Genomic DNA, 15,039 nt, shown 5'->3' on the forward strand with positions numbered 1-15,039 from the left:
TACTCCGCTACTTGAACAAATAATAATAATTTTAGTTTTAACTGTTATCAAATGAGATTATTTGATTTCTCCTGCTTAGTTTGCTTAAAAGTGGCTCATACTATTCCAATTAATTTTCTTCATTACATCAAAAAAAGAAGTTGTTGCTTATCGTGTCATTAGCGTTATCTGAATGAGCCAACAAGTATGAAAACTACATACTTGTAGGTCTCAAGCTTCGAAAGTGTTGCTCCTGCGGTTACTCGTCGCAAAGAATAGGGTCAAACTACCTTTGACCCTATTCTTTCCTGCGATATGCTAGGAGCAAATGTAACCTTTCGTTTTTTTCAATATCAACAGCTTTCTTTCATTGGAACTGATGTCTTACTCCAGAGGAATCGTGTCTTTCTCCAGGCGAATGAACAAATACGGTAGGTGAGTGGACAAAAAGCATAGTTGAACGGACTAAAACTCACAATGAATGGAAGAAAATCAAAGTTAAATGGACAATAACTCACAATGAGTGGACGAAAACCAATTTCCTTGTACCCTTTCGTACGTTCTTCAGTATCCACAGCTTTCTTCATATAGATAAAAAAAAGCAACCTTGATCCTCCTCAAGGTTGCTTTGGAATGACAATTTTATTTATTTTCCATAAATACGAGTTAAAGCCTCTTTGAATTGAGGTTTTACGTTCACTTCAGAACGAATCATTTTCACTTTCGCTTCAGCTTCTTCAATTGAATCAGCTAAACGGAGTTCCATCAACGTAGCCACAGCCATAGTTCCTGCTCTACCGCGACCGGTATTGCAATGGAAGAAGATTTTCTTGCCATCTTGGTAATCCTGAACAATTTGTTTGACACCAGTCCGAATCGATTCATCTTGGAATTCCCCATCATCCACAATTGGCTGATGTTTGCTGATTTCACTTGATGAAGCCGCAACTTCCGCACGCAAATCGTATACCACGTCGATTTTTTCGTCTTCAATCGCGTGTGGTACGTCGTTAACCCCACCAATAAATATACGATCGTCGATTAACGCTTGATAATTTTTTTCGTTCATTGTGTCATCCTCCTAGTTAAAATCCAGTTTTAATTGACCATTAGTGAACGTCAGCTTGGCATTGAAGTTTTTGCCCGTTTTTGAAACAAACCCTTTAATTAGGTCTGTTTTCCCTTTCACACATAAATCTTCAATGTGTTTGACGGACAACCGTTTCTTTAGGAACATGGCCGGAAACGTTTGTTTACACCCCTCTTTATAGCTAGAGCAACCATAAAAATTCTTCCTTGAAATAATAGTTCCTTTTTTACAGGTCGGGCAAGTCGCAACTTCTTTTCTACTGACAAACGTTTCCGTCGTCATGTGAAAAGTCTTATCGCTCAGCTGCGTCGGCACATCATGAATCAATTGATTCAAGTATTTAGCTATACTGCCTAAAAACAATTCGGATGAGCCATTACCCGTTCCGATTTTCTTTAAATAGGCTTCCCATTTTGCGGTCATGACAGGACTTGCAAGTAAATTTCCTTCAATCGCTTCGCAAAGGACACGTCCTTTTTCAGTAATGGAAACGATATTTCGCTTAACTTCAATATACCCATGTCGTTTAATCGTTTCAATTATTCCGCTCCGCGTTGCTTCCGTTCCGAGCCCTTCCACTTCTTTAAGAATTTCAGTATCCACAGCATCTTCCACAAACTTCCCACAGGTTTTCATCATAGCAATGAGCTGGCCTTCTGTGTATGGCTTTGGCGGCGTAGTTTGACCTTCTTTAATTGCCACTTTACTTTTCACTTGTTCGTGCAGTGAAAGCCTCGGTAAATTGGGCTCTTTTGCTGAAGTCGGTTCTTTTTCATTCGAAAACAATGCTTTCCAACCTTTATCGATTTCCGTTTTGCCGCTCGAGAAAAAGTCCAGTCCATTTACATCCGTTGTCATCGTTGTTTCTTTGTATAAGTAATCTGAATGGAACATCGCGAGTGTGGTTCTTAACACTTCTTCATACAAATTTTGTTCCTCACGAGACAAACCAGCCAATTGTTTGTCGCTCGGAATTTTTTTCGTTGGAATAATTGCATAGTGTTCCTGCACTTTTGAACTGTCGACATACCGTTTACTTGGATTCCTTGAAGCAACTTGGAAAGGATACTGAATAAGCTGTTGGTAAGCTTCAACCTGATTAACAAGATACGAGAATTCATTTGGTGTAATGTGCTGAGTGTCTGTTCTCGGATAGCTGACAAGTTTCTTTTCGTACAGACTCTGCATCGTCGATAGCACTCTTGCAGGACTATATTTCCATTTGCGATTGGCTGTTGCCTGAATGGTGGACAATGCATGAAGTTTAGGGGGAAGAATCTTTTTATCTTCCGTTTTCAGTTGCTTCACAGTGCCTGGAAGCAAGCCGTCTATTCGATGTTTGTTTAATAAATGTTGAGCTTCTTCAATGCGCTTCATTTTGCCTTTCGCTTTTCCTTTATAAGAACCATGTTCAGCTTTGAACATTCCTTCCAATTCAAAAAAGGATTCAGGAACAAATCGTTCAATTTCAAGGGCGCGTTGGTAAATCAGGTAAACTGTAGGTGATTGGACTCGTCCTATAGAAAACACTTCACGAATTCCTTTTTGTTGAATGAGCAACGTGTAAAGACGAGAACCATTCATCCCAACAAGCCAATCACTCATTTGACGCGCCTTCGCTTCTTCATACATAAGCAAATCCTTGCGGTTGTCCTGCAACTGCATAAATCCTTTACGTACTTCATCCACTTCCAGAGAATTAATCCATAAGCGTTTAATTGTCTTGTTGCGGGCACGCGTGTAATCAAAGATACTATAAAAAATATTGGACCCCTCACGATCAACATCACATGCATTGATTACCGTATCAGTTTCATAAATCAATTTCTTAATGATTCCAAACTGTTTTGCCTTGCCTTTAGCAATTTGAAATTGAAATTCATCAGGCAAAATAGGTAATGTCTGAAGAGACCACTTCGTCCATTTAGGATTATGGGACTTTGGATCGCGCAGTTCGACCAGATGCCCGATTCCCCATGTAATATAGGCGCCTTGCGGGAAAGCCTCGCATGGTTGTACATCAAAAAAGCCTTCCTGCTTCTTCACTTTGAAAGCATCTGCATATGCCTTCGCCTGACTCGGCTTTTCTGCAACAATAACCGGTTTCACAAAACCCCCACCTTTCTTTTTAGCCTTATGTAAAAAAAGTATAGCATCTACCGAACGCACATTCTACTTTTCAATGACTAGTCTCATTGTTTGCCTTGCATTAATCGTCTCATTAAACAAGTTAACTCGACACAGAGATGGTAGTTACATAGTTGTAAAGATTTATCGCTCAGATTGGACGATCAAACTGGAGATTTATCGCTTAAAATCGAGTTTTATCGCTCAAACTAACACATTTATCAATCAAACACGTCTCATCAGCAAGTCAACTTGGAGAAACACATACAAAAGAAGCCAGGTACCTTATATGTCACGGGAAATTTACTGCCCCTCTCCACATGTCGGCACCTGGCACTAACCAGCAAGCTTATTTTTTACCAGTTCCAATTCAACTGGAATGGATTCTTCAACTTCTTCACCTTTTAAGTGAGCAATAGCTGTTTCAAGTGGTGTCACTCCTATTAGATCCGGTTTTTGAGCAACACTTATATGAGGTATTGATGAATTTGCGACAAGTATTCTTGTCCAGTAAGCTCGGTCGTCCCTCCACCTTGAGCAAAGCTTTCTGAGCCGCCACCCTTACCGTTGATAATCGGCAAAATCTGTGCAGACAATTGCTTCATATTTGTATCGTTCTCAAGTCCGCGGGCAAGAACGACCTGTAGCAAACCTTCATTTTCCGCAATAAAGATGACCCGAAAGGCAGGTACTTCAACTACAAGAAGACGAGCCAGTTTTTGCAAATCCTGAATCGGACGTTGTTTAAAAATACGTTCAATGAAATCGTTGCTGACATTATCCGCAAGTAACTCCTTCACTTCATAGCTCAGTAATTGCTCACGAGATTCATCGATCAGTTTCTCATTCCTCTTCCCATTCTCGAGCAGTACTTTTACTGTCTGTGACAACCCTTCTTCAGATGCGCTCAACAGGTGTGTCACTTCTTGCAAAGTCTTTTGCTTACGGTGAAGTTGATTCAGCACTCGTCCTCCACAAACAAAATGCACTCGTACTTTTCCTTTTTGCATTTCAGTATCAAGAATCTTTAGCGAACCGATTTGAGCAGTGGATGATGGATGTATTCCTCCGCAACCGTTGTAATCGAAATCTGCAATAATCACCAAACGAATGTCTTCTTCAACTGTTACTTGCTTTCGAAGTGGGTAATCTGACAATTCGTCTTTTGTGACCCACTTCGTTTCGATTGGCCGGTTATCTAATATGATTTGATTTGCGCGTTTCTCCACTTCCAGCAATTGCTCGTCTGATACATTCTTCACATCCAAATCAATCGTAACCAGTTCTTTCCCTAAATGAAAACTGGTCGTTTGTATGCCAAACAATTCAACAAAGGCAGCTGTCAATATATGTTGTCCCGTATGCTGTTGCATGAAATCAAATCGACGGTTCCAATCAATTTCAAAATCAACCGCGTCCCCCACTTCGAGCAATGGTTCTGATATGTAATGTCGGATTTCACCGTCTACTTCCTCCACATCAATGACTTCAACTTCATTTATGGCACCTGTGTCGTGGGGCTGTCCTCCACCAGTTGGATAAAAGAGTGTTTCTTCTAACGTGACATACCATCTATCGGATTCGTCTTTCATCTGACTCACTACAATTGATTTTCCTTTTTGGCAGTAAGCATCTTGGTAAAATAATTTATGTTTCAATTTAAATATTCTCCTTTTATGTTGCAGATTTTGATGCATATGACTTATCACCTTGAAAAATGGGTATATAAAATAATGTACCATCAATTAGCATAGAGGAGCCATGGAATGAAAACAGATATATACCAATCTGAACCTGGACATAAAACTGATTTTCCACTTCCTTTATCTCATGCGAATAGTTTAAATAGGTATCAAGGGATTATTGTAGCTAGTTTTTTTGATTCTACAATGTGGATGGGGAAAAATGCAAAACGAACATCCTATCTGGAAGTGGATATTCTTCAATCCATTACCCGCAATACGGTTCAGCAATTCAAATCGATTTGTGAAATTAATACCCCTGTGGAAATGATGGTGCAAAAAAAGCTTTTGACTGATTAAAGTCAAAAGCTTTTTTCGTTCGGTTATTTGGATATTACAATAAATAAAAACCAATGCCCATAATAAGATAAGCGGCAAGCAATGTGAGTCCTTCAAACCAATTGGACTCCCCGTCGTTGGAAACGCTGATCGTTAAGAGAACTGCCGTAGCCATGGCAACGAGCTCCGGCATGGTAAAAACTAGCGGCATTGCAGTAGGCATAAATAAAGAAATAATGACGAGCACAGGAGCTACGAACATAGCAATTTGCAACGTAGAACCAATGGCAATTTCCACGGCAACGTCCATTTTGTTTTTCAGGGCCATTAAGATAGCAGACGAGTGCTCAGCTGCATTCCCAACAATCGCAACGATGATTACCCCAATGAATAGTTCGGACCATCCAAATTGCTCTCCTACCGCTTCAAAAGTATGAACTAGATTTTCAGACACATAAGCAACAGCCAGTGTCGATAGCAGCAAGATGGTCAAAGCTTTTTTCTTCGACCATTCAGGTTCTTCATGTTCTTCAGTTGTTCCATCACCCTCAGTGTGTGCATATACACCTCGATGTGTGACCAATTTGAAAACCAGTCCCGCTAAATACAGAACAATCATGATAATTGAAATCCCGACGCTTAACTGCAACGTTTTCGATTCATTCATGGACATAGAAAAAATTTCCGGAATAACGAACGCCACAATAACTGCGAAAACGAGTAATCCAGAATTATGACGGGCATCATGGATGCTAAATTTCTGGCGTTTAAATTTCAGTCCACCCATGAAGAAGGAAAGTCCTCCAACTAACAATAAGTTCCCGAGTACCGAACCAGTCAAAGAAGCCAAAACGACGCCAATTAAACCAGCTTGTAGGGCAAAGATAGAAATAATCAACTCTACCGCATTCCCAAACGTGGCATTCAGTAACCCACCAATTCGAGGCCCACTGACCACTGCCAAACTTTCAGTCGCTCGTCCCATAAAGCTAGATATCGCGATAACAGTCACCGAACAAATAATAAACATGGCAATACTCGACCAATGCAATAATGATGCCACAAATGTTAATGGTACCCCGACCAGTACAAGAATAGTAAAAATCCGATTCATACATTCACTCTCCAATAAAAGAAATTCTAAATTATATGATATTCCTTTATCCATACCCAATCAACAGGAGATTCTACACGTTTTGAAAAAATTTAATGGGCGGGCAACTTTGGGCTAAAGTGATTTCATAGATTAAATCTGAATCAAAAATGATTTCTCAGATTCTGTAATAAAAGGATACCCATTTTTCACTTTTCCAATTAAGCAAATATCATTATCAAATTGAGGTCTCTTTTTGTAAAAAGAGCTATAAACGTTAATTGCAATAAAAAATGCCGAGCGGATGGCGAAATTCGCCCATCCCTTGACATCATTTTAGAGATTCTATGGATTGGTTGACCACAGTCCCGCTTCTTTTATAAAGATTCGCTTGTTTAATTTTAATTGGGCAACGATAAATTCTGCAATATCTTCTGGTTGCATCACTTTATCCGGATTGCCATCAGTCAAATCATTGTCGATTGCTAAATCTGTAGCTACTGTACTTGGCGTCAACGCGGTGACACGGATATTGTGCTTACGTACTTCCATTGCGAGTGATTCAGTGATCCCAAGAACCCCAAATTTCGAAGCACTATATGCACTTGTAATCGGTGCACCCTTTTGTCCCGCAGAAGAAGAAATATTGATAATGTCTCCCGCTTGTTGCTCGATCATTCCCGGCAAAACAGCACGAGTAACATAATAAACACCCATCAAATTCACTTGAATGATTTTTTCCCATTCCGCAATTTCAAGGTCCATAAATTTACCGAATTTCGCAATGCCTGCATTATTAATCAATATATCGACTGTACCCAGTTGATTCGTCAATGACTCAATTGCACGTGTCACTTCGTCATTTGAAGAAACGTCAGCGGTTGCGAAAACTGCTTTCACACCTGTTCCTTCCACTTCTTTTACAACTTGTAGCAAATGATCTTCAGATCGAGCAAGGAGCCCAACATTCACTCCCTCTTTAGCTAAAGCTAGCGCAATGGCACGGCCAATTCCGCGTCCTGCACCTGTAATTATGGCATTCTTACCTTGTAGAGATGTAGCCAATATGATTTCCTCCTATTCATCGTGTGTATAAAAATCCACTTCCCATATGAGAAGTAATTCGTCTTCTAGACAAGCAATGTACGTGTGGTGGAATCGCGAAAGCTATTGTCCCGTCTTTCAACGCACTAAATTATTTTAACCAATCGATTGGTGAGATAAAAGCAAACTGTCTCGTCCGTAGATCACCCATTTCACCTGGTTGCATAAACATTCAAATTGAAAATTTATTATGCACACAACTGGCGATTTGTTACAATAATTTATAATCTACATTACACGCTTGGAGGAATGACAATGGAAAAACTTTTGCTACATAAATTGGAACAAGCCTTCGATGAAATGGTCGCTGTTCGTCGTCATCTACATATGCATCCTGAACTGTCCCACCAGGAAGTGGAGACACCAGCATTCATCGCTGCTCAGTTAGAGTCAATGGGTGTAGAAGTGAAACGCGGGGTAGGCGGACGAGGTGTCGTCGGTACAATCAGAGGCGGTAAGCCAGGAAAGACCATTGCCTTCCGAGCGGACTTTGATGCATTGCCCATTCAAGATATGAAAGAAGTCCCTTATAAATCGACCGTTCCCGGAGTGATGCATGCATGCGGACATGACGGGCACACTTCCGCTTTGCTTGGATTTGCGAAAGCCATGATGGAAGTGAAAGAGGATATGCCAGGCAATATCGTGCTCATCCACCAATTCGGAGAAGAATTATCCCCAGGTGGAGCGCGTGCCATGATTGAAGACGGTTGTCTTGAAGGGGTTGACTACGTTTACGGTGCCCACTTGCAAAGCAAAATGGAAAGCGGTTATGTATATGTACGGAATGGTTTTCTTCAAGCCTCTGAAGATACTATTAAAATAGTGGTGCGTGGATTCGGAACACATGGAGCTGAACCGCATAACGGCGTCGATCCCATATTGGCAGCGAGCCATATCATGGTGGCCTTGCAAACCATCGTCAGTCGAAATACAGATCCTTTAAAGGAACTAGTCGTTTCGATAGGGAAATTTCATGCCGGCGATGCCGACAATGTCATTCCAAGTGAAGCAGTGCTCGAAGGGACCATTCGGGTATTCGATCCGGAGCTGCGCAAATTGGCCAGCTGTCGAGTGCGCGAAATCGCTGAAAATGTGGCAATGGGCCTTGGCGCAAAAGCAATTGTCACCATTGAAAATGGCTACGACGCATTATGGAACCATGCCGAAGCGATGGATACAGTCCGACAGGCAGGTTATGAACTTTACGGAGCAGATGCAGTCATTGAAACAATGCCAGTCATGCCTGTAGAAGATTTCAGTTACTACACACAAGTTGTGCCGGGAGCCTATTTCTTCGTGGGTGCAAAATTACAAGACGAATCGTGCGTATTTCCCCACCACCATGAACAGTTTGATTTTGACGAAAAAGCCATGTTGATGACTGCCAAGCTATTCGCTGCCATCTATTTAAAAGCACAACAATAAATACGAGCGGTATCTAGCCAACTCCTTGGCCAGGCACCGCTCGTTTTTCTATTCTAAACAACTTTGTCTTACTCAGCTCGGTAAATCAGCACAAGCGAGATAACTAAACAAAGTGCCAGATTCCAATAGGTACAAGGGACATTAAAATCTTCCCACCATTGGTTTCTGGCACTTCTTACTTGATGTAATGTTGGCTTTCCAGTTCAGTAACAATCGATTCGACTTCTTTTCGAGAAATTTTTTCTCGGCCGATTTTCATCGCTTTTAACGTACTGTTCGCCAAAGCCAGCGGCACTTTACAAAACATCGTAATGCCACGATTGTTAATATCTTTCACATAATCGCTTCCCATTGCCAAGTTTTGCTTTGCATATAAAAATAAATCCTCACGCTCCCACCCATCAGGTAAGAAACGTACTCCACGTTCCCAGTCTTCATCTTGATTACGCAGAATGTTTACAGCTTGCAACCCTCGTCCAAAAGCAATTGCTTTTTCCCGGTCGGTTTCTGTATTATCATGCCATTTCCACAAATCGGACAGCATGCATCCCACAAGTCCTGCTACATAATACGTGTAATCGTCAAGATCTTCTTTGGTTTTGATACGCCAGTCCTTGTCCACCCATTTGGCCATACCTTCCGCCATAATAGCAGTCGACTCTTTTACCTTTTCCACCACATCTGGCGGACACAATAAAATCCAGTCACCGAGGCGTTGCGTCACAATAGGAAGCAAGTTTTGATAAGGACGTATAAGTGTTCGGTATTTTTCAGAATCAAATGTTGTTTTCATAATTTCGCTGATCGACGTTAGTAATTGACGTTTGGTTTCGGCCTTCATGGATGGATGATCTTCGATTTCATCAATCGCTCGCATACATAAATACGCAGACGCCACCGTTTTTCTTAACGTAGGTTCCAAAAAGTTAATGGGAATGAAAAATGTACGACTTGTTTGTTTTAACACATCCATCGCTTCCCGTTGCAGTAAGACTGCCTCACTCATACTCGATTCCTCCCGTTCCGATCCTTATGTATTTCTATGTTATGACCATTTCAAAAGGTTTTAATCCTCTTATCATACAATAAAAATTAGGTTTCGTACGCAACGAAGATAGAAAATTCAAGAAACTAGTAATAAAGACCGATGGCCAACCTAAAAAGTGCCATATATCTTTTGGCTTAATAGGACATTTAAAATCCCAGTAATCCATTGATACACAGCACTCTCTCTTTGTATACATTCCGTATTATTTTTTTAATTTCCGATTGAGCTCTGTGGCCGCGGAGATTGCACGAAAATCTTCTGAAATATCACCGGGACGACTTGCTTTTCCGAGAACATACCCTTCGAAAGACATTCCCATAAACTGAAATATATAATTGAATTGTTGAATTAGAGGAAGGCCTTTTACATGAGGGGTGTCGCCACCTACAGCAATGACATAAGCTTTTTTCGTTCCTAACTGGTCTTTGAATCCAGGGAACTTCTCATCCCGCATAGTATGAGACCATCTATCAATAAAGTTTTTCATGGTCCCAGTCATACTGTACCAATAAATCGGTGTCGCAAATATGAAGGTCTCATGTTTCATCATCCGCTCCACTAACCCGTTGTAATCATCATTCACATCCGAAAAGCCACTTTCAGAATGGCGGCGGTCGTCAATTGGTTCAATTTTATAATCACGCAAATAAATTTGTTCAACTTCAAGTCCGTCGATTGCAAACTTGGTTAAATACTCTGTATTTCCATTCTGTCGGGTACTACCGTATATCACAGCAATGCTCATAACGGTCTATTCTCCTTTATGTTGATTAAATTATGAAGGCAATTAATAGTGTATGCCACAATCCTTGTAAAAATAACGAAACAAGCTCTGTTAACTGTTACTGTTGATTTTTCACAAAAGCTATATTAAATCTTGCTGGTTATATTCCGCAAAACAGCTGCGTTTTCCGCTGTTTTGACATAGCCTTTACAAAAAGAAGGAATCTGCCTCATTCCGACGAAGCAGCTCAGCGTTGCAAAGCTCTTTCAAGTTTCGAAGCTAGCGCAGCGATGCCGAAACAGATACAGATAATAAGTTCTTCTTTATCCACATGTGGATAACCCTTCATTATCCCAATCTATGCACAAAGTGTGGACAGATACCCTTTTATCCGTGCATAACTTTTCCCTCACTCGCCTTTTATACGTCTTTCATAGGAAACTGCAAAGGCATCTTTGCGGAATGGCATTATTTCATCATCAGAACATTCGATACCTGTGGGTAAAACGGTCGGATCAAAAATTAAGGAATAATAGTCTTCTTTCGCTTTTGAATGGACGCACAATACTCCTGCATCTATTCTATACCCCTCAACACCCACTAAACTATGAATGTCTACTTCAGGCAATTGATTCACCGTGCGTATGGCCAACACTGTTTCATTTGTGTTTTCAATCATATCGAAACCTCCTTATTTACTGTAACTCGTAGTCCAAACTCCGTTAAACGTGTACACTGAGAAAAGGGTTACTTACTGGACAAGATACCCAATAAAGAATTTAAACTAAATTATGAAAAAAGGCGGAATCTAAAATGACAAATCCTGAGCAAACGAATTTACCACCTAAAACATGTTCAATCGAACGTCTAATTACGATGGAATCTGATATTGAAAAAGTACTGCAAGGTGTAAAAACTGCAACACGTCGTAACGGTCGTTATGCCGATATTGGTGAGATTATGGAATTAAACGGTCAGTCCTTCATCATCAACAATGTGTACATCCAAGCACTTGGTGACTTAAACGAAGAACACGCACGTCAAGAAGGTTTTCAATCGGTCGAAGACTACAAACAATCGATTTTGTCATACCACCCTGGCATGCCTTGGTTACCTACAATGACTGTATGGGTTCATGAATTTTCCCCGGTAAAAGCTTAACCTATGAATGATTTTTCCATTTACATCGTCTTCATCCATGTTTTAAGTGCAGTTTTGTCAGTAGGTCCCTTGTTTGTGTTGTTTGTTGTTCTACGGAAAATGCAAGAAAGTGATCGCCAGCTTGATCAATCACACATCTCCATTTTTCGTTCAGTTGTTCGACTCATAAAGCATGCCGGGCATGTCCTCGTCGGCTCCGGAGTTTTACTCATTATCATTGGACCTTGGTCATGGTATACGTCATGGATTGTAATGACTATTGCACTTATGGTGGTTTCCATTTTCTTTCTTGCCCGTGCATTTTCAAGCATTCTCAAGAGATTTGATGACGTTGAAGCTGATCGTTTTTCTTTAATTTCCAAACTTCGGAAAGCAACATGGATTTATATTATATTATTGGTACTTATGCTTGCTTTAATGGTTATAAAGCCAACATTGTGGTGAATTGAAACGATGCAGGATGAACTTTCATCCTGCATCGTTTTTTTCGTTCTTTTATATGCTTCCTTTTTAATGAATAATTTGGGCAATTATTGCCATAGTAAGACGGATGGATATATTTATTGGTTAAATATAAGGAGGACTTTCTATGGAAGACCATACACAAATGAGCTGGAAAGAAGATACAATCATTGGGCAATTACACAATTCCGTAGACAATGCTGCGATGGCGGTCGGACAAGCTTTAACGAACCCCTCTGAGCAATTTATCCACCAAGCCCACGAAATGATTGAGCGTGCTGATCGAGCGGTCGAAAATGCACTGAAAAACCAAGGGCAAACAGATCCGGTTAGTTTACTTCAGGATCAGTTAAGCGCACAAAAAGAAAAATTGAATCGACTTCACTAGGCGAAAGAGAAATTCTTTATTTTTATCTATTTATGAATGCTGTCAGAGTGTCTTTGCGGTTAGCGTAAATATAAGATAAACAACAAACCAAATTTTCAATTTAAGTATGCCCGCAAATTGGATGCTCATGCTTTAATCAATTAAAGAGACCCATCAGTTCGCTGATGGGTCTTCACCGTTTTATACAAACTTCATAAGGGTATCAATAGAAGTAGACGAATAAATTCGGAGGTGCTTCACAAATGGAAGAACAAACAAGAACGATTGTTCAGCAATCATTGAATGCATTATTGGAAAATGAATCATTTCTGCCTGAATTAAAAGGAGACATGCGCAAAACGGCGTTCACTTCTCTCAGCGCAATCCTTTCAACACCGAACCAGATACATAAATCATTTTTACGTATTCCCCTGGAAGCAGGGGAAGTAATCCGCATTCCTTCCTATCGTGTCCATCATAACGATGCACTGGGACCATATAAGGGTGGGATTCGTTTTCATGAGTCCGTCAATGAAGAGGAAGTCGTGAATCTAGCTTTTTTAATGACATTAAAAAACTCCCTACATAATGTTCCTTTTGGAGGAGGAAAAGGCGGAATCATTATTGATCCCAAAGCATTTTCTGAACAGGAATTGCAACGCATTTGCATTAAGTATGTACGCTATTTCAATAACGTCTTAGGTCCAGACAAAGACATTCCGGCACCGGATGTAGGCTCAGGCGAACGTGAAATGGACTGGATGATGGCTGAATACAAAAAAATCAATCCTGGTCAACCTTACCTCGGCAGTTTCACAGGGAAAAGTGTAATCAACGGAGGGTCTTTAGGTCGACGTGAAGCAACCGGTAAAGGCGTCTACTTCACTTTCCGTTACTTACTGAATGACTACGTAAAAACAAACCAAGAAACATTAACTACATCTTCAAATCCCTTTGCCAAGACAGCTGTGGAGTATGTGGATCGACCTTTAAGGGTAGCTGTTCAAGGATTCGGAAACGTAGGATCGGTATCCGCATTGGAAGCCTTCGGATGTGAGCATATCCAGAACCAAATCGTTGCGGTAAGCGATCGGAATGTAACTCTATTCAATGCAGATGGGCTGGATATACCTGCACTCGTGAACTTTTCCGCAAACAATCACGGGGATTTACCAAAAACTCCAGAACAGTTGAAAGAAATAAATGTAAGTGCTGAAATTCAATCACGCGAAGATATTTTAACCATGAACGTTGATGTGTTGTTCCTGGCAGCTTTGGAAAATCAGTTGACAGATCAAAATATGACAGAAATTAAAGCCCGTATTATTGTCGAAGGCGCAAACGCTCCCACCACTAAAGAAGCAGATGATTATTTAAGCGCAAAAGGAGTCGTTATCATTCCTGACATTTTAGCAAATGCAGGTGGTGTAATTGTTTCTTACCTGGAATGGCTTCAAGGTCGCGAAACCCAGTTCTATACAGAAGAGCAAGTCCACTCACAGTTACTCGAAAAAATGAAGAACACGTTGGATATTATTCTTCCGCAATATTTTGGCGATCCCTTCCCTCTTCGTCAAAATTGTTATATTCACTCGGTAACGCGATTATCGACTGTCTTATACAAACAAGGGAAACTATATTAAAAACCAAAAAGTCGCGGGTAGAGTCTTCTACCATGCGACTTTTTGATTTAATTAAATAATAGTAACTTTTTCTTTTTGAAGCTCTAATAGCACCGGATCTTCTGTTTTCGTAAAATCCAATTTCAGCTTTTCTAATTCAAGGCGCATTTTTTCCGTTTCCGCGATAAAATTTTCACCCTTTAACTTTTCAAGTTCCAACTCATCTTTTAGCATTTTAGCTCTCAACTTCTGATTTCCTCGCAGATGTCCCAAAATAATAGCTGTGAGCGGAATTGAAAATACCATGACGACTGCAATCAATCCTATTAAATTCTCCATGAAATCACCTCAATTTTATAAGTAGTGTATTTCTAATATAGTCATTTGCTTTATGTGTTATACGAGCTTAAGGTAGACTTGGTTTCAATTGGAATAGAAATTCCACTTTCAGCTTCTGCATCTTCAGGACACTCAAATTGCTTCAGGTATGCAACCTTACCGTTCTTCATAATGATATACGAATAAATCACCGCTTCTTTTATAACCAACCCATCATCATTTTTCCAAATACCTCGATGTTTTAAAACCAATTTTTCTTCTTTTACATAACTATTCAAGGTTTTTAATGTCATTCCCGTTCGTATAATGCTTTTCACCAAAGATTGCAACCCAAAATTCGACTCTTTATCATCCACAACTTCAACGTGTTCATCAGTTAACTTTAGCAATCCATCAATATTACGTTCATTCCAATATTGCTGCCATTTCGCAGCAACAATAAGTGTGAGCTGATTTTTCATAAAGATAAGTCTC

At 40.2% G+C, this 15,039-nt stretch carries 17 protein-coding genes and 1 pseudogene; 6 read left to right on the forward strand and 12 right to left on the reverse strand.

Annotated features, from left to right (window positions below; all coding sequences use genetic code 11):
* Positions 1-332 precede the first annotated feature (332 nt).
* The 5 genes and pseudogenes from MHH33_RS15935 to MHH33_RS15955 form a co-directional block, all read right to left on the reverse strand.
* A complete protein-coding gene (locus MHH33_RS15935) occupies positions 333-584 on the reverse strand; it encodes a hypothetical protein (protein ID WP_342542314.1) in 252 nt (83 codons plus the stop codon).
* A gap of 41 nt (positions 585-625) precedes the next feature.
* Positions 626-1,048, reverse strand: a complete 423-nt coding sequence (locus tag MHH33_RS15940; RefSeq protein WP_016428506.1) for a dual specificity protein phosphatase family protein — start codon at positions 1,046-1,048, stop codon at positions 626-628.
* Between the two features lie 12 nt (positions 1,049-1,060).
* Positions 1,061-3,178 (reverse strand): DNA topoisomerase III, encoded by a 2,118-nt coding sequence (topB, locus tag MHH33_RS15945; protein ID WP_342542315.1) that lies wholly within the window; start codon positions 3,176-3,178, stop codon positions 1,061-1,063.
* A gap of 354 nt (positions 3,179-3,532) precedes the next feature.
* Positions 3,533-3,664, reverse strand: a pseudogene (locus tag MHH33_RS15950) (D-ribose ABC transporter substrate-binding protein); the annotation flags it as partial.
* Positions 3,664-4,854, reverse strand: coding sequence for an alanine--tRNA ligase-related protein (locus tag MHH33_RS15955; RefSeq protein ID WP_342542316.1), 1,191 nt, complete (start codon positions 4,852-4,854; stop codon positions 3,664-3,666). The pseudogene MHH33_RS15950 and the gene MHH33_RS15955, both read right to left, overlap by 1 nt.
* Positions 4,855-4,962: 108 nt before the next feature.
* On the opposite strand from MHH33_RS15955, the gene MHH33_RS15960 reads away from it, so the two are divergent.
* Positions 4,963-5,238 carry a hypothetical protein gene (locus MHH33_RS15960; RefSeq protein WP_016428509.1) on the forward strand — a complete coding sequence of 92 codons (276 nt, stop codon included), beginning with the start codon at positions 4,963-4,965 and terminating at the stop codon, positions 5,236-5,238.
* Positions 5,239-5,272: 34 nt separating this feature from the next.
* Here MHH33_RS15960 and cax read toward each other — a convergent pair whose 3' ends face one another.
* Both cax and MHH33_RS15970 read right to left on the reverse strand, forming a co-directional pair.
* Positions 5,273-6,331 (reverse strand): calcium/proton exchanger, encoded by a 1,059-nt coding sequence (gene cax, locus MHH33_RS15965; RefSeq protein ID WP_016428510.1) that lies wholly within the window; start codon positions 6,329-6,331, stop codon positions 5,273-5,275.
* Positions 6,332-6,655: 324 nt separating this feature from the next.
* Positions 6,656-7,375, reverse strand: a complete 720-nt coding sequence (locus MHH33_RS15970; protein ID WP_342542317.1) for a 3-ketoacyl-ACP reductase — start codon at positions 7,373-7,375, stop codon at positions 6,656-6,658.
* Positions 7,376-7,663: 288 nt separating this feature from the next.
* Here MHH33_RS15970 and MHH33_RS15975 point away from each other — a divergent pair, with 288 nt between their 5' ends.
* The gene (locus tag MHH33_RS15975; RefSeq protein WP_342542318.1) at positions 7,664-8,842 is read left to right on the forward strand and encodes an amidohydrolase; all 1,179 of its coding nucleotides are present in this window, start codon (positions 7,664-7,666) and stop codon (positions 8,840-8,842) included.
* A 175-nt stretch (positions 8,843-9,017) separates the two neighbouring features.
* On the opposite strand, the gene MHH33_RS15980 is transcribed toward MHH33_RS15975, so the two are convergent.
* From MHH33_RS15980 to MHH33_RS15990, 3 genes are all read right to left on the reverse strand, one after another.
* Entirely contained in the window at positions 9,018-9,848 is an 831-nt protein-coding gene (locus tag MHH33_RS15980) for a phytoene/squalene synthase family protein (protein WP_342542319.1), read from the reverse strand.
* A 244-nt stretch (positions 9,849-10,092) separates the two neighbouring features.
* Positions 10,093-10,635 carry a flavodoxin family protein gene (locus MHH33_RS15985; RefSeq protein ID WP_342542320.1) on the reverse strand — a complete coding sequence of 181 codons (543 nt, stop codon included), beginning with the start codon at positions 10,633-10,635 and terminating at the stop codon, positions 10,093-10,095.
* Positions 10,636-11,023: 388 nt separating this feature from the next.
* Positions 11,024-11,293 carry a hypothetical protein gene (locus MHH33_RS15990; protein ID WP_342542321.1) on the reverse strand — a complete coding sequence of 90 codons (270 nt, stop codon included), beginning with the start codon at positions 11,291-11,293 and terminating at the stop codon, positions 11,024-11,026.
* Positions 11,294-11,427: 134 nt separating this feature from the next.
* Between MHH33_RS15990 and MHH33_RS15995 the strand changes: the two genes are divergently transcribed.
* The 4 genes from MHH33_RS15995 to MHH33_RS16010 all read left to right on the forward strand — a co-directional run bounded on the left by MHH33_RS15995 (position 11,428) and on the right by MHH33_RS16010 (position 14,247).
* Positions 11,428-11,775 (forward strand): ASCH domain-containing protein, encoded by a 348-nt coding sequence (locus tag MHH33_RS15995; protein WP_016428516.1) that lies wholly within the window; start codon positions 11,428-11,430, stop codon positions 11,773-11,775.
* A 3-nt stretch (positions 11,776-11,778) separates the two neighbouring features.
* Positions 11,779-12,219 (forward strand): DUF2269 family protein, encoded by a 441-nt coding sequence (locus tag MHH33_RS16000; protein ID WP_342542322.1) that lies wholly within the window; start codon positions 11,779-11,781, stop codon positions 12,217-12,219.
* Positions 12,220-12,364: 145 nt separating this feature from the next.
* A complete protein-coding gene (locus MHH33_RS16005; RefSeq protein WP_342542323.1) occupies positions 12,365-12,625 on the forward strand; it encodes a hypothetical protein in 261 nt (86 codons plus the stop codon).
* A gap of 242 nt (positions 12,626-12,867) precedes the next feature.
* A complete protein-coding gene (locus MHH33_RS16010; RefSeq protein ID WP_342542324.1) occupies positions 12,868-14,247 on the forward strand; it encodes a Glu/Leu/Phe/Val dehydrogenase in 1,380 nt (459 codons plus the stop codon).
* Positions 14,248-14,298: 51 nt separating this feature from the next.
* Here MHH33_RS16010 and MHH33_RS16015 read toward each other — a convergent pair whose 3' ends face one another.
* Both MHH33_RS16015 and MHH33_RS16020 read right to left on the reverse strand, forming a co-directional pair.
* Entirely contained in the window at positions 14,299-14,565 is a 267-nt protein-coding gene (locus MHH33_RS16015) for a hypothetical protein (RefSeq protein WP_016428520.1), read from the reverse strand.
* Positions 14,566-14,615: 50 nt separating this feature from the next.
* Positions 14,616-15,026, reverse strand: a complete 411-nt coding sequence (locus MHH33_RS16020; protein WP_342542325.1) for a hypothetical protein — start codon at positions 15,024-15,026, stop codon at positions 14,616-14,618.
* Between the last annotated feature and the right edge of the window lie 13 nt (positions 15,027-15,039).

This window comes from Paenisporosarcina sp. FSL H8-0542 (assembly GCF_038632915.1).
In the GTDB taxonomy this organism is placed as follows: Bacteria; Bacillota; Bacilli; order Bacillales_A; family Planococcaceae; genus Paenisporosarcina.

What these genes read in the sequence shown, in the direction of transcription:
- MHH33_RS15940 (WP_016428506.1), bottom strand. Translation starts at nt 1,048, where the DNA reads ATGAACGAAAAAAATTATCAAGCGTTAATCGACGATCGTATATTTATT.
- MHH33_RS15960 (WP_016428509.1), top strand. Translation starts at nt 4,963, where the DNA reads ATGAAAACAGATATATACCAATCTGAACCTGGACATAAAACTGATTTT.
- cax (WP_016428510.1), bottom strand. Translation starts at nt 6,331, where the DNA reads ATGAATCGGATTTTTACTATTCTTGTACTGGTCGGGGTACCATTAACA.
- MHH33_RS15975 (WP_342542318.1), top strand. Translation starts at nt 7,664, where the DNA reads ATGACAATGGAAAAACTTTTGCTACATAAATTGGAACAAGCCTTCGAT.
- MHH33_RS15980 (WP_342542319.1), bottom strand. Translation starts at nt 9,848, where the DNA reads ATGAGTGAGGCAGTCTTACTGCAACGGGAAGCGATGGATGTGTTAAAA.
- MHH33_RS15985 (WP_342542320.1), bottom strand. Translation starts at nt 10,635, where the DNA reads ATGAGCATTGCTGTGATATACGGTAGTACCCGACAGAATGGAAATACA.
- MHH33_RS15990 (WP_342542321.1), bottom strand. Translation starts at nt 11,293, where the DNA reads ATGATTGAAAACACAAATGAAACAGTGTTGGCCATACGCACGGTGAAT.
- MHH33_RS15995 (WP_016428516.1), top strand. Translation starts at nt 11,428, where the DNA reads ATGACAAATCCTGAGCAAACGAATTTACCACCTAAAACATGTTCAATC.
- MHH33_RS16000 (WP_342542322.1), top strand. Translation starts at nt 11,779, where the DNA reads ATGAATGATTTTTCCATTTACATCGTCTTCATCCATGTTTTAAGTGCA.
- MHH33_RS16005 (WP_342542323.1), top strand. Translation starts at nt 12,365, where the DNA reads ATGGAAGACCATACACAAATGAGCTGGAAAGAAGATACAATCATTGGG.
- MHH33_RS16010 (WP_342542324.1), top strand. Translation starts at nt 12,868, where the DNA reads ATGGAAGAACAAACAAGAACGATTGTTCAGCAATCATTGAATGCATTA.
- MHH33_RS16015 (WP_016428520.1), bottom strand. Translation starts at nt 14,565, where the DNA reads ATGGAGAATTTAATAGGATTGATTGCAGTCGTCATGGTATTTTCAATT.
- MHH33_RS16020 (WP_342542325.1), bottom strand. Translation starts at nt 15,026, where the DNA reads ATGAAAAATCAGCTCACACTTATTGTTGCTGCGAAATGGCAGCAATAT.